Consider the following 23,918-nt stretch of genomic DNA (forward strand, 5'->3'; position numbering starts at 1 on the left):
CTCCCGGCCGGTCAGGAGACGAAGGTCTCGAGCGCGCGAATGCGCTGGTGCAGCGGCGGATGCGAGGACATGAGCCGGGCGACCGGGCCCTCCTTGCGCGCGGCGTCGTCGTGGCCCTCCGCCTGCCAGCCCGCGAACACGGACATCAGCACGGGCCCGTAGCCGAGCTGGCCGGCGAACCGGTCGGCCCGCAGTTCGCCCTGCCGTCCGGCCCAGGCGAGCAGGAACGGGAGCGCGTAGAGCGCGACGGCGGGCGGGAAGGTGAGGAAGGTCGCGACGGCGAGGGCGCCGAAGACCAGCACGAAGACGGCGGCCGCCAGGCAGGAGAGATGGGCGGTGAAGTAGAACAGGAAGCGCGTCACGAACTTCACGACCGTCATGAACATCCGGACCGGGACGGCGTACCAGATCCCGAGCAGGAGCGCCCAGGAGTGACCGCCCACATGATGTCCCAGCTCGTGGGCGAGAATCGCCGACAGCTGGTGCGGCGGCTGCCGCATCGCCCCGCGCGTCACACCGACGATGTGCCCGGCGGCGGCCGACGCGTTGAGCTCGTCGGTGTCCTCCATCCACAGCGTGTACTGCGAGCCGTCGATCCCGGCCCGCCGGGTGACGTCGTCCCAGAGCGGCTGGAGCGCGGCCAGTTCGGCACCGGTGGGCTGACGCATCCGGAACAGCATCCTGGCGAGGCTGCGTTCGGTCGGCCGGTGGAACACCAGTGCGCCCGAGGCGAGCCAGGCGAGGATGAGGGCGGTGTCGAGGCCGCTCGGCAGGGCGCGCGAGATCAGCCAGATCACCAGCAGACTGCCCAGGAAGAGCGGCACGTTGAGCAGCAGCACGGCCACCGAGGACGCATCGGCGCCGCGCCGCACCTGCGGGACGCCGGTCGGGGCCCCGTTCGGCGCGTACTGCGGCGGCTGCTGCTGTTGCGGCGGATACGCCAACTGCGGTGCCTGCTGGGGCGCTTGGTGCGGTACCTGGTACGGCGTCTGCTGAGGGTGCGGATACTGCGGCGGTGCGAACGACTGCTGGTACGGCTGTTGATACGGCGGGTGTTGCTGCGGGTGCTGCGGGTGTTGCTGCGGCGGTGCGTAGGGCGGCTGCGGCTGGCCGTACGGTGGCTGCGGCTGCGGCTGCGGCTGCGGCTGCTGGGGCTGACCGTACGGCGGCTGCTGCGGCGCGTACTGGGGCGGCTGGCCGGGCGCGAACTGCGGTGGCTGCGCCGGAGGTTGGTAACCAGGCTGTGGCTGCTGTGGCTGCTGCGGCTGCTGCGGCTGCTGCGGGTACGGCGGCTGGGACGGCGGAGCTGCCTGGTAGGGCGTCTGCGGGTACGGCGGCTGCTGCGGCGGAGCAGCCGGATAGGGCTGCTGCTGCTGCGGCTGGCCGGGTGGGGTCGCCTGCTCGTCGGGATCGCCTGGGCCGCCGTGTCCGTACGGATTCTGGGGCCGGCGAGGGTCAACGGGATGGGTCATATGGGATCGCCCTGAGAGACATGGACGCCAGAAGGCGCTCAAATGTGGACAGGTGAGAAATGACCGTCCCGAGGGCAGCACAAAGCACGCCTCTGATGATTGAACTCGCCCCCGTGTCCGCCGAAGCGGATGTCAGTCATTGATCTGCAAGCCGACACATGGTGCCTGACGGGACTTCCCAAGTCCACCGGGATTCCTGGAAAGTGACGTTACAGTTGCAAGGAAAGATCGACAGCTGGGGATCGACGGGGGACACGTTGCCAACCACACTGCCTGCGCATGTGCATGCCCAGATGGAATCCGGGTCTGTGTGCGTTCTCCGAAGCGAACTCGTTGCGCGGAGGGAACCGGCCACGCGGACGGAACCCGCCACGCGGACGGACCTCATATGACGGACAGTCCTGTCGGCGGCGCCTGGCAGCGGTTCGCGAGTGCCGAGGCCGCGCTGCTGCGCGAGGTTCCTAGGCAGCGGCCGTCCGCGGACCGGCCCGTCGGCAGCGAGGACGAGCTGCGGGCGCAGCGCCTCGCCGCCCTGGTCTCCGCCCACCACGCACCGCACCCGCACGATCCGGCGGGCGGCGCGGTGCTGGTCGGCTGGGCGCGCCGGGCGGCCGACGGCCCGCTGGACGTCGTGATCGGCGGCAGCTCCCTGCTGGGCGGCCGGGCCGAGGAATCCGACCCGACGGCGTCCCTGCTGCGGCTGCCCGCGGGCGCGCGCGGACAGCGTCAGCCGACGGGGACGGCCGCCGCGCTGATGGCCTCCTTCCCCTGCTGGAGCGCGGTCGCCGGGGTGACCGACGGACTGCTGGTCGACGACGAGCCGAGGTACGCGAACCCGGGAGCGCCCCGCCGGCGGCCCACCCTGGAGGACTGTCTCCTCGGGGTCTGGCAGGAACCGTTCGCCTGGCTGGTGTTCGCCGAGCCGGCGCCGCCCGCGGAACTCGACGAACTCACCGGCGACGTGGCCGACGAACGACGCAGGGCACAGACCAAGGCGGAGGGCTCGCCCGAGTACGCCATCGCCGTCGCCCGGCTGGAGCGCCGGCACAAGGAGCTGGCCAGGGCCTCCGCCACCGGGCTGTGGCGCATCCGGCTGCTGGCCGGCGGCCGCACGCCCGAGGAGGCGACCCGGGTGGCCGCTCTGCTGTGCGCGTCGGCCGACCTGGAGGGACTGCCGTACGCGCTGCGTCCGACCGGGCGGGTCGGCGATCTGCCCACCGCCCTCGGCGGAGTCCTGCCGGCCCCCGAGGAGTACCCCTTCCACGCCGGTTCGGACCTGCTCGCGGCCCTCGCCCGGCCCCCGGCCCAGGAGATCCCCGGCGTACGGTTCGCCCTGCGCCCGGAGTTCGACGTCACCCCCGAGACCGCGGGCCGTCCGGCGCCGCCCGGAGCCGGGCCCGTCCGGCTGGGCTCGGTCCTCGACCGCAACCGCAGTCCCGTCGGCGACCTCGAACTGACCCGCTCCACCCTCAACCGGCACACCTTCGTGTGCGGGGCGACCGGCGGCGGCAAGTCGCAGACCGTGCGCGGGCTGCTGGAGTCGGCCACGCACGCGGGCATTCCGTGGCTGGTCGTGGAGCCCGCCAAGGCCGAGTACCGCTTCATGTCGGCGCGGCTCGGGGACGACGCCGAGGTGGTCGTCATCAAGCCGGGGGACCCGGAGTCGCTGCCGGCGGGCCTGAACCCCCTGGAGCCGTCCGCCTACGCGAGCGGCGAGCGCTTCCCGCTCCAGACCCACCTCGACATGGTGCGCGCGCTGTTCCTGGCGTCCTTCGACCCGCAGGAGCCGTTCCCGCAGGTCCTGAGCGCCGCGCTGACCCGCTGCTACGAGGACCTCGGCTGGGACCTGGCGCTGGGCGAGCCGACGATCCCGGGCACCGAGCCGCGCTACCCGACCCTGGAGGACCTGGAGCACACGGCGCTCAAGGTGGTGCGGGACATCGGCTACGGCAAGGAGGTCGCCGACAACGTCCAGGGCTTCATCAAGATCCGCCTGGCCGGCCTGCGCCTCGGCACGACCGGCCGGTTCCTGGAGGGCGGACGTCCGATCGACTTCGGCGAACTGCTGCGCCGTAACGTCGTCTTCGAGATCGAGGACGTGGGCGACGACAAGGACAAGGCGTTCCTGATGGGCACGATCCTCATCAGGCTCGTCGAGTACCTGCGCATGGAACAGCGGGTGACCCGTCAACTCTCCTTTCCCCTGCGTCACTTGACGGTCTTCGAGGAAGCCCACCGGCTGCTGCGCCGCGCGGAGGAGGGCGGCGCGAGCGCCCACGCGGTGGAGATGTTCGCCGGCCTGCTGGCGGAGATCCGGGCGTATGGCGAAGGCCTGGTCATCGCCGACCAGATCCCGAGCAAACTCCTGCCCGACGTCATCAAGAACACGGCGGCGAAGGTCGTCCACCGGCTCCCGGCACAGGACGACCGGGAGGCAGTCGGCGCGACGATGAACATCACGCCGGCGCAGTCCGAGTACCTGGTCACCCTGCGGCCGGGCGAGGCCGCCGTCTTCACGGACGGCATGGACTACCCGCTGCTGGTGCGCATGCGCGACGGAACGTCCCGCGAGGACGCGGGCGCGATCCGTCCGTCGACGGCGGCGGGACTGACGGGCCCGCGCAGCCGGGCCTGCGCGGCGGACTGCTCGACGACGACCCCCTGCACGCTCCGAGACCTGCGCAGGGCGCAACGCCTCACGGCCCGGACCGAACTCCGGATCACCCTGTGGGCGGAGATGGCGGTGGCCGCCCACCTGCTGGGCTGGACGACCCCGCTGCCGGGCGAGGAGATGCGCCGCGACCTGGACCCCTACCGGGGCCGCCTCCTGGACTGCGCGATCGGTCAGGCCGTCGACGCGGCGGTACACAGCCGCGTGGGCGCTCCGGCGGACCCGGGGGCACTGAGCGAACACGTGGCGACGATGATGCGCGCCCAGTTGGCCGGGCATGACCCCTGCCCGGTGGGCGAATCGCGCTGGAAGGCCCGCAAGGGCACGAAGACCCGGGAGTACTACCACGGACGGTACGCGCCGTCGACGCTGGAACGGATCGTCGGGTGCGTGGACCCGTCGGAGGAGTGGGGGCGGCGGTTCGCTGCCGCTTTGTCATGCCTCGACCGCAAGATTCGGAAGCCGGTCGCGGTGGTCGCGGAGGCGTCGCGTAGCGGGGGGTCGGAATGAGCGAGTTGCACGCGACGGAGCAGGGGGCGACCGCCGCCGCAGACGCCGCCGCCCGTGAGGCGGAGACACGGGCGACTCTTTCCGCGGTCGAGTCTGCGGACGCGTGGGCGGAGCCGGAGGAGCCTGCGAAGTCGGAGGAACCCGCGGAATCGGAGGAGCCCGAAGAGCCCGAAGAGCCCGGGGATGCCGAGGAGGTTGTCGAGGAGGTCGCCGAGCAAGGGGTTGACGCTTCGGAGGGCAGCGAGAGCCCGCTGGCGGTCGAGGATGCAGAAGAGCCGGAGGAACCAGAGGTCGAGGAGCCGGAGGAGCCCGAGGTCGAGGAGCCCGAGGTCGAGGAGTCGGAGGTCGAGGAGTCGGAGGTCGAGGAGTCGGAGGCCGAGGAGTCGGAGGCCGAGTCGGAGGCCGAGGCCGAGGCGGAGGTGCCTGATTCGGACGTCGTGGAAGACGTGGAAGCGGAAGAGAACCACGAGTCCGCGGAGCCGGAGGCACTGGATGAGGCGGACGCGCTGCACGAGACCGTCGATCGACCCCGCATCGAGCACATGTACGACGACGAGGGCAGCGAACCCCGAAACCTGACCTACGGGGATCCGATCAACGAAGGCCAGGAGGACAAGGTCCCCCTGTTCGACGGTCCGCCCACGCGTGAACAGATGAGTCAGGGGGGTCTGGGGGACTGCGGTGTCGTCTGTTCGATCCGAGCTGTTGCGGGCCATCGCCCGGACGCCATCGAGAACAGCGTCCACGAGAATCCCGACGGTACCTACGCGGTCAGCCTCTACGAAACGAAGCGTGGCGAGGACGGTGTCTACCGTTCTACCGCGCAGAAGGTCGAACTGTCCGTCACACCGGAGTTGCCTGTTCGCGAGGATGCCCCGGACACGCCGGCGTTCGCGCAGATGGGGTCGAGTGCCTGGGGGGCGGTGCTCGAGAAGGCGATGGCCGGAGTCGACCAGACCTGGGACTCCGATCGCCAGGACAACTGGGAATCGCGCTGGCAGTACGCCAAAGACGATGAGAAGCATCCCGATGGTCCGACGCCGGTTGGATATGAACGGCTCAACCAGGGTTCGTCCCAGTGGGATCAGGCCGAAATGCTCACCCAGCTGACGGGCGACGACAGCGCTGTGTATGCCTTTCCGGACGGTCCGGGTGGCGGCCAGGCACTCGAGGGTCACCTTCAGAGCCAACTCGCGGACAACAAGCCGATCCTGGCCGGTACCCGTCAGGCAGACCATGAGGCAGGCGAGAAGGAACTGCCGTACAGGCTGGTTGAGGGGCATGCGTACGAAGTGGTCGGAGCGGAGGACGGCATGGTCCACTTGAAGAATCCTTGGGGCTTCCGTCACCCGGATCCGATTCCGACCGATGAATTCATCGATTACTTCAGTCATAAAGTCGACGACGTGAGCGGAAAGAAGGCGGGCTATTATGCCACGCTCACCTAGAGAGGAGCAGGTCGATATGGCGCGCGAAAAACTGGTGATCCGCTCGGGTCAGGTCACCACGACCGGAGCCGGGAGAATCGGCGGGGTGAGCAGCGCTCGGGCCACCGCTTCAGAGCCGGCTCAGGTCACATTGACCGTTCTCGAAGCGGACGGCGCGGAACGGGATGTGACCCTGCATCTGAACGACACCTTCGTCGTGGACGGGGAGTCCTGGAGGCTGACGGAGATCGAGCACTTCCCGGGCGGCAGATGGACGGTCGTCGCCGTGCCCGCGAACTAGACGGCGGGACGGGCGAGTTGTACACGGCGGCGAGCGACCCGAGGCCGAGGCCGGGGCCACCTGATCGACCTGCCGGGCGATGTCCGTGAATCACTTCAGCCCGGTCAGCCCGGTCGGCCTCGTGTGTGCAACTCGGCGGCCATCGGCTCGGCTCACTCACACATCAGAGCTGGCAGGGGGCGTCGTCGGGCTTCAGCCCAGCTGTTCCGTCGTGCCGTCCGGGTGGATGAGGAGGCGGATCGCGCCGCCGTAGCGGTTGTCGGTGATGGTGGCCGGGGTGGGCGCGCCGAGTTGCTGGGCGCGCTGCTGGAGGATCGACAGGACGACGTCCTGGATGTCGCCGTAGGGCGGAGCCGTGACCGGGACACCGTCGATCAGGCCCGCGTTGGGGGAGAAGACGTGCACCTGGGCGTCCGCCGTGGCCGGGGGCGGGGGTGTGGGCGTCGGTTCGGTCATCGGGGCGGTGGGTTCCTTCCGGCTCAGGCGCTCTTCGCCGCGTCCTGCTCGGGTCGGCCGGGCAGGACGGGGACGTCGGGGACGTCCACGGTGCGAGCGTACGTGCCACGGGCGAGGCGTTGTAGGCGGCCCGACTTGACCAGGGCGGACAGGACGTTGCTGATCGTCTTCGAGGGGTCGCCGTAGACGCCGGGCGGCAGCGCGCGCAGGACGTCGCGGGAGGAGAACGGGCCCGGGAACGTGGCCACGGCGGTCTCGACGGCCGCGCGGATGCTGGGGGTGTCGGGCGGCGTGGTGTGGGGGGCCTGGCCCGTGGCGGCGGGCGACGCCTTGCCGGCCGGGGCCGGGTGCGGGAGGCATGCGCGGACGCCCTGCAGCGCGGTGCGGATCGGCTCCAGACGGCCCTCGTCGCCGGCCGAGGTCGCGGCGAGCATCGTCGCCACCTTCTCTATGTTGGCGAGGCCGGAGGCCAGTTCGCGCAGCAGCGGTTCCAGGAAGTCGCGGCGCAGGGCCGCCACCGGGTCGGTGGTGGCGAGCTCGACGGAGACCGAGCCGGTCAGGGCGCGGAGCGGGGCGCCGGTGTCGGCGGCGGCCTCGGCGGGGTCGTCGCAGCAGCCCTCCGGGGCCACCGCCTCCACGGCCTTCCGCACGGCGCGGAGGTGGTCCGGCAGCTCCGGTGCGATGTCGCCGCCGGGCACGCTCGCCAGCATCGTGACCAGCTGCTCCAGGCTGTCGAGCGTGGGCAGGGCGGAGCGGATCAGCGGGACCAGCAGGGCCTGTCGTACGGCCTGGGCGGGATCCTCGTACGAGAAGGCGATCCGCTGCCCGGACTCGGCCGATGGCATGTCCTCGCTCCTGCTTTCCGGGTGGGGGTGTGGGTGGGGGTGCGGCTGGGGGTGGTGTCCGGGGCCCTGGCTGTGCGTGGGCTGTGCGGGCCGCGTGGCGGTGTGCTCGTGCAATTGCCTGGGTATCGCGGGCAACTCGCGGCGCAGGCTGGCAAGTTGCTCCTGGCGGGCGTCGAACGCGTCGAGGATCCGCTCCAGCTCGGGCAGTCCGCGCTCGGCGGCGTGCAGGGCGGCCGCGTCGGTGGTGCGGGAGCGCAGGCGCAGTAGGCGACGGGAGGTGTCACCGGTACCTCCGGCACCGCCGGTGCCGCTGCCCGTGCCGCCGAGGCCGTCGCTGGTGTGGGTCGGGAGGTTGCCGTTGCCGTCGCCGATGCCGAGCGATCGGCGGATCCAGCGACGGTCCTCGAGCGTGGTGGCGGCCGTGTAGCCGGACGGCTCCGCGTGTGCGATCGCGTCCTGGAGGCACTCCTGCCACAACGGACAGGAAGCGCACAGGTCGCGGGCGGTGCGCAGCAGGACGAGGTGCTGATGGCGCTGTTCGGGAGAGATGTCCGGGATGTCGGTCGACGCCTCCAGCAGCGGGTGCTGGAAGACGTCCGGTCGGCGCTGGCAGGGCAGGGCGGCGTCCGGTATATGAGCTCCGGGCCCATGTACCGGTCCGCGCGGCGGCCGCGCGTGCAGCACCGTATGGCTGGCCATACGCATGTTTGTAATCCCCCGTGATGATCCGTGATCGGAGGGGACTCTAGAACGACCCGTCAACCCGGTGCAACGCATCTGCAAAGCATGTGCCGTTCTGGCACAGTGACGAGACGAAAAGTTCACACGGGCCTCAACTGTCCGCCGGGTCACTGGCTTTGCGCGGCCGCAGTCGGCCAAGTACCCGCCGGGTACGGGCTACCACGGCCTTCGCGCTGTTTCCGCGCAAGGCGAGTACGCCGATCACTCCCAGGAAACCGAGTGGTACGCCCGCTTCGGGCAGGAACATCCCGACGACCGACGCGATGACGAGGATCACATCCGCGAGCACGACGGTGACGCCGCGTCGGCCCGGGTGTTCCTTCACCATCCACGCGCCGAGAAGCGCCATGCCGGCGAGCGCCCAGTAGCCGAAGGCGGCTTGGCCGGTGACGGTCGCACTTGTGGACATACGGGCCGAGTCGCCCACCGCGGAGAACAGTCCGGTGAACGCGGCCGAGAGGATCGTCGACCCGAGGCCCAGGAGAAGCTGGCCTCGGCGGCGGAGCAGCCAGACCACCGCGCCGAGGACGACCAGGGCACAGACCGTGATGAAGCTGGAGCCGCTCTCGGAGGCGATGGCGAAAAGCGTGTAGGCGGCGGCAAGGCCGAAGACGACGCGGGGGAGGAGCTTGACCGCCCAGGGGTCGTTCTCGTCCTGGTGGAGGAGACGGCGGAGGTGGGGGAGCGGGCCTCCCGTGGAGCCGGTGGAACCGGTGGGGTCCGTGGAGCTAGTGGGGCCCGTGGGGCTTTGTGCTGGGCGGGTGCTCCGTTTGGGTTCGAGGGGCGGCTTCGGCTTCTGGCCCGGCTTCGGGCTCGACTTCGACTTCGCCTGCTTGCTCGTCTTTGAGCTCATCCCAGCCCCGGTCCTGTCGTTTGTTTCTGTAGGTCGGGCGCCGCGGACGCCTCGGCTTTGGGAGCCGGCCGCCCGCCGGGGCCGTCGTCCTCGGCTGTTCCACCCGCCTGCTTCTCCTCGTCCTCAGGAACACCCGCCCACACCGTGGGCCAGTCCACGCCGATGAGCCGCTCCAGCTCCACGACCAGTTGGCCGGGGGTGCGGTCGGCGGTCACGGCGGGCATCGGAGGCTCCTCGGAGGCTTTGCAGGCGGGTGAGCTGGGGCAGTGGCCGCGGGTCAGACGCGGCCGCTGGGACCGCGGGGGTCCCGGGGCGGCGGCGGGGGCGGGGCCGGGGTTGCGGGCGGCGGTGTGGTGGGGTTGGGGCGGGGACGGGGGGCGGGCGGTTGGGGCTGGTGCTGTGACTGCTGCGGAACAGGCGAAGGCGCAGGAGCGGGAGCAGGGGCGGCGGGCATCGGGCGAGGCTCGGACGGGGGCGGTGACTGCGCGGCGGACTGGCCGCCGCCGCTGACCCGGCGACCGCGCGTCGGGGCGGGGGACGGCTCCGGCTCCGCTGCCTTCCGCGCTTCGAATTCCTCCCGGGTCATCTCGTGCTTCATGCGCGTCGTGTCGGCCGACTGGTGCTGGGTCTTGCGCTGCTCGCGCTTGGACTGACCGATCCAGCCCCACTGCTGCATCTTGTCCCGGCCCCTGCCGCCGGCGACGACCCTGTCGATTCCCTTGGCCGTTCCGCCCGCGACGCGACCCGAGGTCTTGGCGGCGGACGCGGCGAGACCCGGTGCCATGGCGGTCACCTTGCCGGCGGTGTCACGGATGCCGAGTACGTCCTCGCCGCCCGCGACCTGCGGGGTGAAGTTCCCGCCGAGGAGTTTCTTCAGCATCATCACGATGGCGATGGTCACCAGGAGCAGCATCAGCAGCTGGGTGCCCAGGGCGACCTTGGCCGGCAGGATCATCTGGTACAGCACCAGCAGCACGGTCAGGATCACGCCGAAGCCCGCCCGCAGCACAAAGCTGTGGATGAACGTCTCCAGCCAGCTCCGCAGCAGCTTCTGCTGGGACGGGTGGATGCCGAGCGTGGCCACCAGCGGCAGCAGGATGACCAGGATCAGGGTGACCGCGTGCCACAGCAGGGTCAGGGCGCTGAGCACGATGACCATCAGCCCGACGATGAGCGCGGCGATGATGGAGTAGAAGGCGAGCCCCACCCGGTTGCCGGCGTGCTTGCCCGCCCAGTCGTCGAAGGCGACCGGGTAGATGTGCATGTCGTCCACGTCGTCGCCGTCGTCCTTGCCGCCGGCGATCTGCTGGCGGATGGGCACCCACGAGTCCTCGAACTTGTCGAGCTTCTTGCCGCTGAACGCGTCGACGTTGGTCTTGGACTGGGCCACGAGCTGGATCACCCGAAGGTCCTCGCAGCGGGCCCCCTTGCCCCAGTCGCACGTCTCGTTCTTGTCGGCGGGAACGCAGACGCCGTTCGTGATCTCGCCGCCGCCGTCCTTCTTGAAGATGCAGTTCTTGCCCGGGTCGCCGAACTGTCCGAGCGCCCACGGTCGGAAGACGAGCGTGTCGTACATGGCGCAGCTGGATATGCGCAGGCCACGGTTGTACTCGCCCTTGTCGAGGTCGCAGGGCGCCTGTGTCTCACCGGACACGCCGGCCAGGACGGTCTCCGTCAGCGCCGAGTTGGCCCGGGCGATGTAGGAGTCGGCCGTGCTCACGAACTTGTCGTAGTTGCCGCCCGTCAGGAACGCGGTGACGGCGATGATCGTCAACGCCGACCACGAGATGCCGGCCCACACCTCACGCATGTCGCCCTTGCGCCACTTGGTGAACACCCACAGCCCGACCAGCACGATCATGACCGGCACGGCCGGACGCAGCACGTTCTCCTTCAGCGTGGTCACGACGCTGTCGCGGCCCTCGTAGAGACCGGCGAGCGGGCTGGGGTTGGACGCGGACTCCTTGATGGAGATGGCGGCCCGGGTGAAGATCTTGGTGCCGTTGAGGATGGAGTCGGCGATGCCGTTGTTGACCATCGACATCACCGAGCAGTCGTCGGCGCCGCTGCCCAGGTTCCCGTTGTCCTCGGAGGCGTCACCGCGGCCCTTGAAGGTCTGGGACCAGTTCATGCCGCGCATGCCGTCGAGTTCGTACATCGTGTACTTGTCGGGGCTCTTCGGCATCTTCACCGCGCCGGTCGTCGTCCCGGAGTCGTCCAGGAGCGTCGTCGACTGCTTGGTGTCCTTGTCCCACTGGATCACCGCGGCGAACATCGACTCGCCGTTGTTGCCCGGCGTGTCCATCTGGTAGCTGTCGTCGCCGGTGAAGTCGCAGGAGAAGCCCGCGTACGCCGGGGTCGGCATGGCCAGGGTGAGGGCCGTCAGGGTCAGCGCCACGAAGAGGAGGGCGCGGACGGCTGTGCCTGCCCTGGTGAGGGCGCGGCGCAGCGCTGTGCGCGAGGGCATCTGTAGTCCTTCGGGGAACGCGGGGGCGGGATGGGGGAGGGTCGGGGTTCGGGTCAGCTGGGGAAGTAGTCGCTCAGCACGCAGCCGTCGACGGCTGCGGCCTCCTTGGTGAAGCCGCTGGGCGCCGAGAAGTCCGCGTCGCAGGTGAGGAACCTGAGCTCGGACTTCTGCAGGCCCTGGCGTGCCGTGTCGCCCACCGGGACGACCGCGAAGTCCTGACCGACCAGGAACTCGGAGCCGTCCTTCTTGACGGCCGTCTGGAACTTCTCCATGTCCTCGACGGACAGCAACGCGATGGGGTGTCCGGACTCGTCCGTGCAGACACCGCGCTCCTTGATGCCCCAGGACGGGTCCGCGGCCTCGTCGGCGCCCCAGGCGCTGTTCTCGCTGTCGTGGTTGGCGTCGTACTCCTTGCCCGTCGACAGGTCCAGGCAGGGGGTGTACTTGTTCAGGTAGTACGCGATGGACGCCATGTCCGACGCCTTGGGCAGCGAACTGCCCGCGGCCTGCTCGGTGCTGCCGGCCGAGGCCGAACTCTTCTCGTCGCCGCCGCTCTTGTCCTTGTCGTCACCGCCCCCGCACGCCCCCACCGCCGTCAACGCGACGAGGGTGGCGCCGATCGCGAGCGCTCGCTTGATTCGCATGGTGTCCGTCCTCAGTGCTGATGGGGGTTGGTCGGCGGCGGGTTCGCGCGCGGTCATGCCGGCTGGGCGGCTGCGTTCTGGTCGGAGCGTTGCGCCGTGGCCGGGTCCTCCTCGACCTCCTGGAGGAACGTCCAGTCCCACACGCTCAGGGGCGGGTTGATGCCCTGCCGGGCCGGGCGGGTGGTGCCGTTGGTGTCCGTGGCGGCCAGGATCTCCTTGAAGACCAGGTCGACGGCGACCGTGCCGACGCGCTTGTCGGCGTCACGCTGGAGGCAGACACCCGTGCGGAGTTCCTGCAGCGCGGCGATGACCTTCGGGTCGTTCTCCGGGCGGCCCAGGAGCGGGGCCACCAGGGACGCCTCCTGCGCCGACTTCTGCTTGAAGGCGAAGACCGTGTGGATCTGGTTGGCGCCGCCGCTGCGGGCCTCGGAGTCCTCGATCTGGACCAGGTCGATGGCCTGCTGGGTGATCAGGACGGTGACCGCGAGATAGGAACGGCCCTGCTTGAGCGCGCGGCGCATCAGGTCGCGGCCGGACTCGGTCGCGGTGACGACGTACGCCTCGTCGACGAACAGCGCCTTGGGGCGCAGACCGATCTCGCCGGTCACCGGGTTCTTCTCGTAGCCGACGTCGAGCATCTGGCTGCCCAGTTCCACGACCGCCATCAGGGCCGTCGCGGCGAGGCGTTCCGCCGGGTTCCAGCTGCGCGGGTCGGAGGCCGCGGGGGACTGGAAACCGCGCAGGGTGATGACCGTGCGGCGCTTGCGCATGCTGGACAGCGGCTGCGGGCGCTCGGCGAAGGAGAGGCGGGCGTACGGCAGCGTGCGCAGTTCCGTGAGGAGCATCTGCGCGAGCTTCAGGTCCTTGATCGCCTCCCGGTCGCCGGACGCGACCGCCTGGTCGTACGCCGCCACGACCTCGTCGACGACCTGCCACAACGTCGGGCGGGGGACGGCGAGTTCGGCGTCGCGGGCCGTGTAGCCCTGCTCGACCGCCTGGCGGATCGCGGAGTTGTAGCGGCCGATGACCGTCGCCATGCCCTCGATGACGGGGAGGCGCACGCGCTGGTAGTCGTCGTCGCCGAGGAAGCCGCGGAGCATGGACTCGGCGAGCAGCCGGCCCGCGGGGACGTCCCGGGCGATGACCCACGGGTCCAGGACGCCGGCCTGGCCCTTGAGGAGGTCGACGACCTCCGTCTCCGCCCAGAACTCGGGGTTCACCGGCTGGAAGCGGCTCTGCTGGGTGCCCAGCAGACCCTGCTCCGCGTCGCTCGCGAAGGCCGGGTCGTTCACCTGGGAGCCGTAGGCCAGGTAGTAGCACATCTGGGCGAAGTCGGTCTTCGGGTCGATGACCAGGCAGCGGACGCCCGACTCCGATTCCTCGTAGAACTTCTGGAGGGCGAGGGACGACTTTCCACCACCCGACGCGCCGACGATCGCGAGGCCACCGCCGTCGTTGCGGGCCGGGCCGACGTGCAGCGAGTAGTGGACCGGCATCTTGCCCGCCCAGCCGACCAGGTTGCCGACCCAGCCCAGCCGCTTGCCGGACCGCTGCTCGGGGTTGTCGCCCAGTTCGGTTCCGGCGGTCGGGAGTCCGGCGCCCAGCTGCTCGACCTCCTGCAACCGCAGGTAAGGAGCGATCGGCAACTTGGGTGCATCACCCGGAAGTTGGGACTGGAGCAGGCGCCACTGCTGACGGGTCGGGCGCAGCAGCGTGACCTTCAGGTCCTGCTTGAACTGCATCTCCAGAACGCGGCGGCGGCGCTCCAGCTCCTTCACGTCGTGCGCCGAGATCGTGAAGCGGATCTGCGCCTCCATGCCCGGCATCTTGTGCTCGTCGATGTCGTCGACGAGCTCCTGCGCGCGGGTGACCTGCGTGGCCAGCTTGGTGTCGGGGCTGCGGCCCGAGTTGGCCATGTCGTTCATCTCGTCGACCAGGTTGCCGCGGATCTTGTCGGCGCGGTCCTTGAACTTCAGGTACGGGATGAGCGTGAACCGCATGTCGATCTCGACCGGGAACTCCACGTGCTGGGCGGCGTAGCGGGCCCAGGCGGTCGACTGGCGGAAGCGGGTCTCGGCGGGCCAGTTGGCGGCGACGAGGGTGGTGGTGTAGCTGGTCTGCTGCTCGCCGGTGACCTCGTCGTACTGGTTCAGCACGATGTGCGTCTTGCGGTTCTCGCCGGAGAAGTCGACGACCAGGTCGAACTGGTTGGGGCCCCACGCGCGCGAGCCGAGCACCGGCTCCGGCGGGACCGGGAGGTCGCCGTGGAGCGGCTTGCGGATCAGCCAGACGAGCTCCTCGCGGCTGAGCGGGGTGCCCTTGAGGCCCTCCAGGCTCTCGTGGACCTCGACGGCCGTCTGCGTCCACTCGGCGAGGACGTGCGGGGAGAGGTACTCGTCCGCGACGCCGGTCGCGGTGGCGGCGGCCTGGTCGGCGGCGCCGCGGACGCCCTGCAGGAGACCGGGCTCGTCGTACGGCTCGTCGTCCTGGGCGACGACACCGGAGCCGCCGCTGGTGCGCTTCAGCGAGCCCAGCTTCACCAGCAGGATGTTGCGCTCCCGCTTGGCGCCGATGCGCTCCTGGTACTCGGCCTTGCGCAGGTTGTACGCCTTGTAGTTGTCGGTCGGCTCCCAGGCGATCGCGTTCAGCTCCTCCGCCCAGGTCAGCGCGGTGATCGGCTGGTAGACCTTGCGGTAGTGGCACTCGACGTTGCGGTCGCCGCGGGCCAGGTTGAGCAGACCGCGGGCCGGGCCCTCGGCCATCGCCTGGAGCTCGCCGGCGTTCAGGTACTCGTCGATGGCGTTGGGCAGGACCATGCCCGTCCACACCGAGTCGCCGTGCACGAAGATCATGTCGTCGGCGTAGCGGTAGGGGAGGCGGAGGTCCTCGCGGCGGGCGCCCGCCGAGGAGCCGGACGGCTTGGAGCGGGCCGAGGACGACCGGTTCGAGCCGCCCTGGCCGCCCTGGCCGTTCTTCTTGCTCGACGTGGCGGCCATGATCATGGCGACCACGAAGAAGGCGGCCGCCCCGCCCAGAAGGATCAGCATGAACATGGGGGAGTCATCCTGCGGTAGTTGGCGTGTAAGAGGTCAGCGGTGGCTCGGTGAGTGGCTCAAGTGGATCAGTGGTGTGGCTCATCGATAGGTGGAGAAGGCGCTGCCGCGCTCTGCGGCGGCCCGGCGAGCGGCGTCGTAGCGGGCCTGCCAGCGCGGCGAACCGGGCGTGAAGAGGATGACCTGCCAGTGCAGTTGCTCGGGTTCCTGGTCCGCGGCGAGGCCTTGCAGGCGTTTGGGCTGGAACCACCAGTCGGTCCACACCACGATCTGCTGGCTCAGCGTGAGCGCCGAGGGCAGCGGCCGTCCCCAGACGAAGTAGACGGCGAACGGCGGTCCGAAGTAGAGGATCGACGTCCACATCGACATGCCGAGGAACGGCAGGAACGCCGACATCGTGAACAGCGTGATGAGCCAGAGCAGCCCGAAGCCGAAGGCCGCGCCCAGCGCGGGCAGCAGCAGGCCCGGCAGCGGGATGTTGCCCCAGTTCCAGATCCGCTTGGGACGGTTGACCAGATCGGTGTGGTCGTACGCGACCAGCGGCTCCGGTGGTGCCTCCTGGCTCATGTCTGCGAACTCCCCTGGTTGGGACGGCTACTGACGGTCCTTCCGAAGACGGACGTCAGCCGTTGCCGCCGCCGATCTGGCCGCCGAGGTCGATGAGCAGACCGGCGAGGCCGGTGGCGCCGCCGATGATGAGCGCGGCGAGCGCGATCATGCCGAAGCCCTGGAAGGCCTCGCGCATGCCGTCGCCGCGCTTCATCGACAGAAGCATGCGGATGCCGAGGATCAGGAGGGCGATGACGGCGACCATCGTGCCGGCGTTGCGGAGGATCGTCTCGATCTCTCCGAACATGTCCTCCATCGTGGTGGCGGCCAGGTACACGGTGTTTCCTCTCAGGTGGTGAAGCGGTAGGTGAGCGAGTGCGGGTCAGGACGCGTCGGACTACTGGCCCTTGGGCGACTGGACGGTCGTGGGGGCGGACGCGGAAGCGGAGGACGAGGGACCGGCCGAGGGGGAGGCGGTGCCTGTGGCGGCGTCCGCGTCCCCGCCGTTGTCGGCCCGTCCGCCCTGTGAGTCGAGCACACCGCCGCGGATGTCCTTGATGAACCAGCCCTGGGCCGTGTTCACCACCGTCATCCGATAGGCGCGACGCACCGTCTCGCTCTTCGGATCGCCCCAGTCGACGACCACGCGAACCTCGACGGCCTGTCCGACGGGGTAGGTGTAGGGGTCGGTCTTCTGCAGACTCGTCGGGACGAGCGCGACGACGTCGTTGATCGTCGGGGTCGCCAGCCGGCCGGACAGGCCCGACGTGGCCGACTGCGAGGCGTCGGGCGTGGTGAAGCGGGCCATGGCCGTCGCGTCGGAGGCGCCCCAGGCCGCGAAGTAGCCCGGCAGCACCTTCTGCTGGAGCTGCTGTGCCAGGGCGTCGTCCACGACCTCGTCGTCCTGGTCGATCTCCGGCACGTCCGCGCGGGCCGGCAACGGCATCTGGCCGACGTCGCCGGCGACGCGCATGCCCTCGCCCGTCGTGAGGTTCTTCACGTACACCGGGACGGTGAGCGTGGTGAGCGTGCCGTCGTCGGTGCGGACCTGGACCCCGATGTAGCGGCCGTTGTCACCGTACTCGGGAAGCTTCTCGGCGGTTCCGTCCCAGGTGGCGGAGACGGCGGTGGAGGTTCCCTCGCCGCTCCAGCCGCACTCGGCGTCGACGCCGGAGGACGCGTAGCGAGCGAGGTTCACCCGGCGCGCGGACGCGGTCTCCGGGGAGAACGTCATGCACAGCAGGGCGTACTGCTCCGCGAAGGTCGCCGCCTGCTGGGTCGGGAAGTCGGTGAGGCGGTACTTGTTCACATCGGCGGTGTCCAGCCCGGCGGTCGAGGGCCCGGACGACTTGCCGACCACCAGTCCCATCACGCCGCAGGAGCCCAGCGCGAACACACAGGTGGTGATCAGCAGGGTGGCGCGGAGCGCGACGTGCGTACGGCGGCCACCTGCGGAGATACGGCCACCGGGCTTGGGGACGACGAAGTCGCGGTGGGGGGCCGTGGCCTGGGCGGGGCCGGCCGCACCGGCCGCGGTGGTGGCCCGGGCCGGGGCTGCCTTGAGGGAGAGCGTCTGGTTGGCGGCCGCGGGGGCCTGGGGCGCGGACCGGGCTCCCGCGGTCACGGCAGGCGCGGGTGCGGCTGCGGGAGCAGCGGCGGCCGTAGCCGCACCGCCCCTCTTGCGCTGCTCCTTCTCCGCCTTCTTCTGCTCGTACGCCGCCTTGCGCGCGGCCCGCTCCCGCTCGCGCTTCTCCTGCTTCGACTCGCCCGGGGGACGCGTCTCACGCGGCGGCAGCGACGGTACGGCGGCCTGGCCGGCCCGGGGCGTGTTGCGCACCCAGGCGGCCGCGACCTGAGCGCGGGCCGCGTCGGAGGGGAGCTGCTGCGGCTGGGGCTGGGATGCCTGTGGCTGCTGGGGGGCGGCACCGTGCTGCCCCTGACCCTGCCCTTGCCCCTGCCACGCCTGCTGCTGAGGCTGCTGGGAAGGACCGAAGGACCCGGGCTGCCCGGAAGGCTGGCCTCCGCCGACCGCGCCAGCAGGGCTGTTGTGGTCTGTCATCGAGTCGGTTACTCCAGCGAGTCGATTCCCCGTCCGTCCGCCGGGGCGGGTCACGGCCGCACCGCACGACGGGCCCTGGCCCAGCCAGGTGCGCTGGCAGTGTGACAAAGACGCGTCACGGGATCGGTGTCGCTTTCCTCGTCGGGAGTCGGAGGATTCCCGGCCGGTCTCCTTCGGGAAAGCCGCCGGGAAAACTGGCAGGGGCAGGTCGGGAAGAGGCGTCGGCGCGCCGAAGGTCCTCGGCCCACAATGCCCGGGGCGCGTCTGCCCGACGCATCGACGTACCCGGCACCACCCCTGGACCCGACGGACCTGGCGAAGGACGAGAGTTGAGCGACGACCACGGGCTTTCGCAGCAGCCCGATCCCCGTATCCCGGGCGTGCCCCACCAGGTGCAGGCGGGCGGACAGCTGCCCCCGGCCCTGCAGACCCCGCAGTTCTTCCAGTCCGACCGCGCGTGGGTCGACGGCTATGAGCCCGGCAACCCGTGGCAGGCCCGACTCTGTGTGGAGACGCCGTACGGCACCTTCGCCTATCCCCTCACGCCGAACACGATTCCCGAACTCCTCGAGCAGATGGTCCTGGTGGCCCAGGAGCAGCAGGGTCTGCCGGTCGGGATCGACGGCGACGAGCCGTCGACGTCCGACGGGGACGACGACAGCGAGGAACAGCAGCCCGTGGGCGCGCGGCTGCAGAGCGGCCGTGCCGCCCGTATGACCGGCTGGACCGTCGTCCACGACCTGTGGGAACGCGAGGACCCGACGGCGCGCATCGTGATGGGCGCGATCGTGGTGCTGCTGTTGCTGCTCGGTATCGTCCTGACCTGATGGCCTGATTGAGAGGGGTAGCCATGCTGACGGAGACGACCGGCCGCACGGCACAGGACCTCGCCGCCGAGCTGACGGTGCTGCGGGGAGTTGACTGGGCTTCGGTGTGGCCGGGTCCGCCGTGGGGCCCGGAGAGCGTGCTGCGGGAGTGGTGCGGGCGGTACGGGTGGGAGCCCCTGACGTTCGACCGGCAGCTGGCCGTGCGCGGCCCGAGCGGGGGGAAGCTGACGTTCTACTCGGACGGCCAGTGGGCCCCCGTCTCCGGCGTGGGATACGACGCCTGGCATGTGAAGGCCGACGAGGCGGGCGCCAACAGCGCCGTGCTGGCCGCCGCGGACCAGCACTGGCCCGTCTGCCTGGACGCGGCCGCGGGTGTGCTGGGCGCTCCGGTATGGACGGGCGCCTGGGACGCCGAGGACTTCCCGGAACCGCCGGCCCCCACGTTCTGGGAGGCGCGGGAGTCCCGGCTGCGGCGCCGCAGCCCGTACCGGCTCGCCCACTGGACGACCCCGGGCGAGGGCGGCGCGGCGTTCGTCCTGGAGCAGTCGGTGTCGTTCCCCACGTGGACTCAGGATCGGCCGGGCGGATCGATGATCAGCCTGTCCGTGTACCCGGCCGTGCGGGAGGCCGGGTGAGTTTCGACGCTCCTCCGACGCAGGCCGAGATCGCGGACGCGCTGGCGCTGCAGAGTTCCTCCCGACAGGCGCAGCCGCAGTCGCGGGAGGAGGGGGCGGCGGTGGCCGAGCGGATCTACGCGGACTGGCGCGCGGCCCACGAGCAGGGCCGTCAGGTACCGGACCTGGCCTCCTTCGTTCGTGACGTGGCGCAGAACGAGTCCGTCACCCACGAGGGCCGCGGCGCCGTACGGGCGTTCTGGTCGTTCATGTCGCAGCCCGAGGGCGCGCCGGAACCGGTGGGGCACCGTTTCCTGGCGCAGGCGTGCGGGAAGTCGAGGGACCTCCAGGTGCTGGAGGACTCCCCGGCGGGCAGTCGGCTCGACTCGTACCAGCTGTGGAACAAGCATGTGCAGAGCGCGCTCGTCAGGGACTACGAGCTGGACTCCGCCGAGGTGGCGGATCTCGCCCCCGAGGTCTGGTCGACGGTCTCGCAGCGTTATGCCGAAGCCGCCCAGGGACCCGTCGTCGCCTTCGCCACCGACATCGTGAGGTCGTCCGTCCTCGGCAAGGACGAACTGCCTCGGCTGCTCGCCCACGACAACGTCGGCAAGGACAACATCAAGTTCCCCTTGCCCGCACCGCGGCACGGTCATCTGCCGCCGGAGATCGACGAGTTGATCACGAACGACGCCATGCGGGCACAGGTGTGCATGGACGACTTCGACCCGGCGAAGTCCCCGAAGGAGTTCGCCCGGAAGCTCGGCGGCGTCGACGTACCCGAGAAGCTGCGCGACGGCCACGAAGCGGCCCTGTGGCGACTCCAACTGGCGGATTCGTACGAGGAGTTGAACGCCAGGGCGAAGCCGGTGCAGCGTGCGGCCGGCAACGAGTTCCTCCCCGGCGTCGATGTACGCCCCGTCGCCCGTCCCGCTGCCCCGCGCGGGCCGACCGCGGGCCATGGGGTCCTCAATCCCGCCGTGGCCCTGACCTTGCCGCCCCCGGTACCTCAGCAGCAGCCCGCAGGAGTCGAACGATGACCGGTGCCGAACCCGCCGCCGAGGAGCCCGAGTTCTACTTCGCGGACGTCTTCGTCTTCGTCTCCGACTACCTCGCCCAGGTGATCCGCCGCCGTCTCAACGGCTCTTCGGCCACCTGGTGCCCGAGGTGGTGGGAGCACCCCGAGGCCGGCGCCCGCCTCTCCGCGCTCTGGCTGGCCTGGGAGCACCTGCGTCAGGACCCCGCGCTCGGCATGTCGACGTGGTGGCTGCATCACGCGGACCCGCATCTGCGCGTGCTGATGGACGCCGACGCGGGCCCGTTCGCGGCCTGTTCGCCCAAGGACGGGCACACGGCCTACCCGTTCGACCCGCTGCCGGTGGACCCGCGGCCCGAGTGACCGCCCGTGGCGGGCCGTCGGATCCGCGTGCCGTGGACGGCACCGCCGTGAGGTGAGCCCGGCCCCGGCTTTCCTCCCGTTTCCCGACACCCGGCTCCTGTCTTTCCTCGCCGGGAATTCCCCCGACTCCCCGCCTCCTCCGCCACCTACCGTGTCCCGGTCACCCGCCGTACCGGCTCAGCACAAGGGAGGCGCGGGAACGTGGAATTGCCTGCGGAGGGCAAGCGCTCGGGGCTGCTCGCCCTGGCGGTGCTCGGAGTTCTTCTGGTCGCCGTGCTCACGGTGTTCACCGTCTTCGACGGGGACGACGGGGACGGGAGCAGCGACGGCGGTTCGGCGACTCCCGCCGCGACGCCCGGCGGGCAGGACGCCGCGAACGCGGACCAGGGATCGGACGACACGCAGGCGCCGAGCGGCGCTGCCACTCCCATCGTCGCGCTCGACGAGGTGGCGCAGGCGCACGAGGTCATGGCGAAGTACATGGCCGGCCTCAGCACCTACGACCACACCAGCAAGCCGGCGACCTGGAGCGCCCCGCTGCTGCGACTGACCACCGGCGAGACGCAGATGGAGCAGGCGACCACCCTGCCCACCGACAAGGCGTGGGCCCAGTGCGAGGCCGACCGGTGCTCGTCGAAGGGCACGGCGACCGTCGTACGGGACGCGATGATCTCGGACGACCTGGTGCGGGACAGCGGTCGTTCGATCTCCAGCGTCGTGGACGTGACCGCCGCCCTGACCGCGAACGGCAAGACCACCACGGAGTCCAACGAGTGGCTGGTGACCGTCAAGGAGGAGAGCGGCGCGTGGGTCGTCTCCGGCTTCGACATCTTCGGCCTCGGCGACGTGGGCGCCTCTGACGAATCGGGGGAGTGAGCCGGCATGGTGGCACCCGCCGTACTCGCGGCCGCGCAGAAGGCCGCGAAGATCGCCAAGACCGCCAAGAAGGCCCGACAGGCCGCGTCGGGGGGAGGCGGTCAGGGAGAGGGCAAGGGCAAGGACAAGAGCAACCTCAAGCTCTGGCTCATCCTCGGCGGCAGCGGAGGGCTGCTGACCTTCGGCGGCATGTCCCTGGCGATCGTCGTCCTCATGGGCATGATCGGCGGGACCGGAAACGGCGCCGTCGCGGCTGCCTGCGGCGACTACGCCGACAACGCCGACGCCGGCAACACCGGTGACGCCGCAGCCACCAACCCGATCCTGCCGGCCGGCAAGATGTACATGCCGAGCGAGACGGCGCGCAACGAGATACCGCCGAAGATGATCCTCGCCGCGATGCGCGCCGCCGCTCGCTACGAGGGCCTCGACTGGGCGCTCATAGCCGGGCAGATGTACCAGGAGACCAAGTACGGCCAGGACAAGTCGGCCGCGCCCGGCGGCAAGAACTCCCTCGGCTACATGGGCATCCTGCAGTTCGGCACGCCCGCCTGGACGGACTACGGCGCCGACGGCAACGGCGACGGCAAGAAGGACCTCTACAACATCGACGACGCGGCCTGGGCCGCTGCCAACTTCCTGCACGCCAAGAAGGCCGAGACCCAGGCCTTCAAGGCGCTGCAGATCTATTCCGGTTCCACGGCGTCCAACACGATCTACCCGCGGGTCGTCATCACCCAGGCCACCCGCTACCACGGCGTGCTCACGGGCGATCAGGACCTGATCAAGCGCTGGTACGCCCATCTGAAGGCGACTGTCGACAAGAACCCCGACTTCCCCACGCTCGGGCAGCAGTCGGACATTCCGGAGCCGGTCGGCAACAATGCCGAACCCGGCTCGGCGCTCAGCATCGCTGCGACCTCGCCCCGCTCGTGGTCCACCCCGCCGCTGGACGGCGGCGATGAGGAGACGACCACCACGGCCATGGAGCCGGCCGCGTACACGGCGAACACCCTCCTGTCGACCGGCGTCACCACGGTCGCCTTCCCGGCCGCCAAGCAGCCCACCGGTGGGGCCGGGTGGCAGTGGCCGCTGAAGGAAGGCACCTACACGCTCGGCACCAGGTACCACGAGAACGGCAGCATGTGGAGCCTCGGCTACCACACCGGCCTCGACCTCGTGGCGACCTCCGGCACTCCGATCTACGCACCGGCCGACGGCAAGATCGTCCACGCGGGCCCCGGTGGCTCGTACGGCAACATGACCGAGATCCAGCACGCGGACGGCGTCATCACGCTCTACGCGCACCAGACCACCATCAAGGTGTCCGTCGGCCAGACGGTCAAGCGCGGTCAGCAGATCGGCACGGTCGGCGCGACCGGCAATGTCACCGGACCCCACCTGCACTGGGAGGTGCGGGTCCCGGGTGTCGACAACCCGTTCGTCGGCGGCCAGGACGCGGGCCCCGGCATGGTCGACCCCCAGGAGTGGATGAAGGGCCGGATCACCGCCAACCCCGACTACGGCACGGTCCCGGGCTCCGCGGACTCCGACGACCAGGGCAAGGACGCCCAGTACGCCGACTGCGCGGAGGAGAACGGCAGCGCGGCCGTCGCCCCGGACGGCGCCGGCGCCTCCGGTGTTCTCCCCGACTCCGACGACCCCGTGATCCGCGCGGTCCTCGGCTGGGCGCAGCGAGGCATCGGCACCCCGTACGTGTTCGGCGCGCCCCGGCTGCAGGGCGAGAACCCGACGAGCTTCGACTGCTCCAGCTTCACGCAGTGGGCCTATTACATGGCCAGCGACGGGAAGATCAACATCGGCACGACGACGTACACCCAGGAGCCCTACCTCAAGAAGTACGAGGTGCCGCTGTCCGAGGCCCAGCCCGGCGACGTCATCTTCTTCCGGCCGGAGGGCAACCACTCGGGCCACGTCGGCCTGGTCTGGGACCCCAAGGGCCACAAGATCATCCATGCGCCGCGTCCGGGCAAGTCGGTCGAGTTCAGCAAGTGGGACTACCAGGACGAGATCACCGGCGTCTACCGCGTCCCGATCCCCCAGGGCACGAACGCGGTCGAGGGCGACGGCACGGGCAAGGCGAAGGGCGCCTGACCGAGGCCGCCAAGCCCCCCCGACCGTCCAAAGAGTCCA

21 protein-coding genes are annotated in these 23,918 nt (G+C 70.5%); 10 read left to right on the forward strand and 11 right to left on the reverse strand.

Annotated elements, in window-relative coordinates; genetic code table 11:
* Positions 1-11: 11 nt before the first annotated feature.
* Positions 12-944, reverse strand: coding sequence for a M48 family metalloprotease (locus tag ACWD4O_RS26520; RefSeq protein ID WP_451283453.1), 933 nt, complete (start codon positions 942-944; stop codon positions 12-14).
* A gap of 21 nt (positions 945-965) precedes the next feature.
* Between ACWD4O_RS26520 and ACWD4O_RS26525 the strand changes: the two genes are divergently transcribed.
* The 4 genes from ACWD4O_RS26525 (at position 966) to ACWD4O_RS26540 (ending at position 6,381) form a co-directional block, all read left to right on the forward strand.
* Complete coding sequence (locus ACWD4O_RS26525; protein ID WP_451283454.1) at positions 966-1,487, forward strand: hypothetical protein; 522 nt, start codon at positions 966-968, stop codon at positions 1,485-1,487.
* A 373-nt stretch (positions 1,488-1,860) separates the two neighbouring features.
* The gene (locus tag ACWD4O_RS26530; RefSeq protein ID WP_451283456.1) at positions 1,861-4,653 is read left to right on the forward strand and encodes a helicase HerA domain-containing protein; all 2,793 of its coding nucleotides are present in this window, start codon (positions 1,861-1,863) and stop codon (positions 4,651-4,653) included.
* Entirely contained in the window at positions 4,650-6,101 is a 1,452-nt protein-coding gene (locus ACWD4O_RS26535) for a hypothetical protein (protein ID WP_451283458.1), read from the forward strand. The genes ACWD4O_RS26530 and ACWD4O_RS26535 overlap by 4 nt, the downstream gene beginning before the upstream one ends.
* A 16-nt stretch (positions 6,102-6,117) precedes the next feature.
* Complete coding sequence (locus tag ACWD4O_RS26540) at positions 6,118-6,381, forward strand: DUF6406 domain-containing protein (protein ID WP_451283460.1); 264 nt, start codon at positions 6,118-6,120, stop codon at positions 6,379-6,381.
* Positions 6,382-6,573: 192 nt separating this feature from the next.
* Here ACWD4O_RS26540 and ACWD4O_RS26545 read toward each other — a convergent pair whose 3' ends face one another.
* The 10 genes from ACWD4O_RS26545 to ACWD4O_RS26590 all read right to left on the reverse strand — a co-directional run bounded on the left by ACWD4O_RS26545 (position 6,574) and on the right by ACWD4O_RS26590 (position 18,048).
* Complete coding sequence (locus ACWD4O_RS26545) at positions 6,574-6,837, reverse strand: hypothetical protein (protein ID WP_351919009.1); 264 nt, start codon at positions 6,835-6,837, stop codon at positions 6,574-6,576.
* A gap of 23 nt (positions 6,838-6,860) precedes the next feature.
* The gene (locus ACWD4O_RS26550) at positions 6,861-8,381 is read right to left on the reverse strand and encodes a WhiB family transcriptional regulator (RefSeq protein ID WP_451283462.1); all 1,521 of its coding nucleotides are present in this window, start codon (positions 8,379-8,381) and stop codon (positions 6,861-6,863) included.
* A 133-nt stretch (positions 8,382-8,514) separates the two neighbouring features.
* A complete protein-coding gene (locus ACWD4O_RS26555) occupies positions 8,515-9,276 on the reverse strand; it encodes a hypothetical protein (protein WP_451283464.1) in 762 nt (253 codons plus the stop codon).
* A complete protein-coding gene (locus ACWD4O_RS26560; protein ID WP_451283466.1) occupies positions 9,273-9,500 on the reverse strand; it encodes a hypothetical protein in 228 nt (75 codons plus the stop codon). Before ACWD4O_RS26560 ends, ACWD4O_RS26555 begins: the two co-directional genes overlap by 4 nt.
* Positions 9,501-9,553: 53 nt before the next feature.
* Complete coding sequence (locus ACWD4O_RS26565) at positions 9,554-11,743, reverse strand: hypothetical protein (protein WP_451283467.1); 2,190 nt, start codon at positions 11,741-11,743, stop codon at positions 9,554-9,556.
* A gap of 53 nt (positions 11,744-11,796) precedes the next feature.
* Positions 11,797-12,387 carry a hypothetical protein gene (locus tag ACWD4O_RS26570; protein ID WP_451283469.1) on the reverse strand — a complete coding sequence of 197 codons (591 nt, stop codon included), beginning with the start codon at positions 12,385-12,387 and terminating at the stop codon, positions 11,797-11,799.
* 53 nt (positions 12,388-12,440) lie between these two features.
* A complete protein-coding gene (locus tag ACWD4O_RS26575; protein WP_451283471.1) occupies positions 12,441-15,440 on the reverse strand; it encodes an ATP-binding protein in 3,000 nt (999 codons plus the stop codon).
* An 81-nt stretch (positions 15,441-15,521) separates the two neighbouring features.
* A complete protein-coding gene (locus ACWD4O_RS26580) occupies positions 15,522-16,007 on the reverse strand; it encodes a hypothetical protein (RefSeq protein ID WP_451283472.1) in 486 nt (161 codons plus the stop codon).
* Between the two features lie 55 nt (positions 16,008-16,062).
* Positions 16,063-16,326, reverse strand: a complete 264-nt coding sequence (locus ACWD4O_RS26585; RefSeq protein WP_307164503.1) for a hypothetical protein — start codon at positions 16,324-16,326, stop codon at positions 16,063-16,065.
* A gap of 60 nt (positions 16,327-16,386) precedes the next feature.
* Complete coding sequence (locus tag ACWD4O_RS26590) at positions 16,387-18,048, reverse strand: conjugal transfer protein (RefSeq protein ID WP_451283474.1); 1,662 nt, start codon at positions 18,046-18,048, stop codon at positions 16,387-16,389.
* Between the two features lie 329 nt (positions 18,049-18,377).
* On the opposite strand from ACWD4O_RS26590, the gene ACWD4O_RS26595 reads away from it, so the two are divergent.
* The 6 genes from ACWD4O_RS26595 to ACWD4O_RS26620 all read left to right on the forward strand — a co-directional run bounded on the left by ACWD4O_RS26595 (position 18,378) and on the right by ACWD4O_RS26620 (position 23,879).
* Positions 18,378-18,875, forward strand: a complete 498-nt coding sequence (locus ACWD4O_RS26595; protein WP_451283476.1) for a hypothetical protein — start codon at positions 18,378-18,380, stop codon at positions 18,873-18,875.
* A 23-nt stretch (positions 18,876-18,898) separates the two neighbouring features.
* Entirely contained in the window at positions 18,899-19,510 is a 612-nt protein-coding gene (locus ACWD4O_RS26600) for a hypothetical protein (RefSeq protein WP_451283478.1), read from the forward strand.
* A complete protein-coding gene (locus tag ACWD4O_RS26605) occupies positions 19,507-20,529 on the forward strand; it encodes a hypothetical protein (protein ID WP_451283479.1) in 1,023 nt (340 codons plus the stop codon). The genes ACWD4O_RS26600 and ACWD4O_RS26605 overlap by 4 nt, the downstream gene beginning before the upstream one ends.
* A complete protein-coding gene (locus ACWD4O_RS26610; RefSeq protein ID WP_451283481.1) occupies positions 20,526-20,888 on the forward strand; it encodes a DUF4913 domain-containing protein in 363 nt (120 codons plus the stop codon). Before ACWD4O_RS26605 ends, ACWD4O_RS26610 begins: the two co-directional genes overlap by 4 nt.
* 201 nt (positions 20,889-21,089) lie before the next feature.
* Positions 21,090-21,764 (forward strand): hypothetical protein, encoded by a 675-nt coding sequence (locus ACWD4O_RS26615; protein ID WP_451283483.1) that lies wholly within the window; start codon positions 21,090-21,092, stop codon positions 21,762-21,764.
* Between the two features lie 6 nt (positions 21,765-21,770).
* On the forward strand, positions 21,771-23,879 hold the full coding sequence (locus tag ACWD4O_RS26620) for a peptidoglycan DD-metalloendopeptidase family protein (protein WP_451283485.1): 2,109 nt from the start codon (positions 21,771-21,773) through the stop codon (positions 23,877-23,879).
* Positions 23,880-23,918 lie beyond the last annotated feature (39 nt).

It is taken from the genome of Streptomyces sp. NPDC002623, assembly GCF_053592635.1.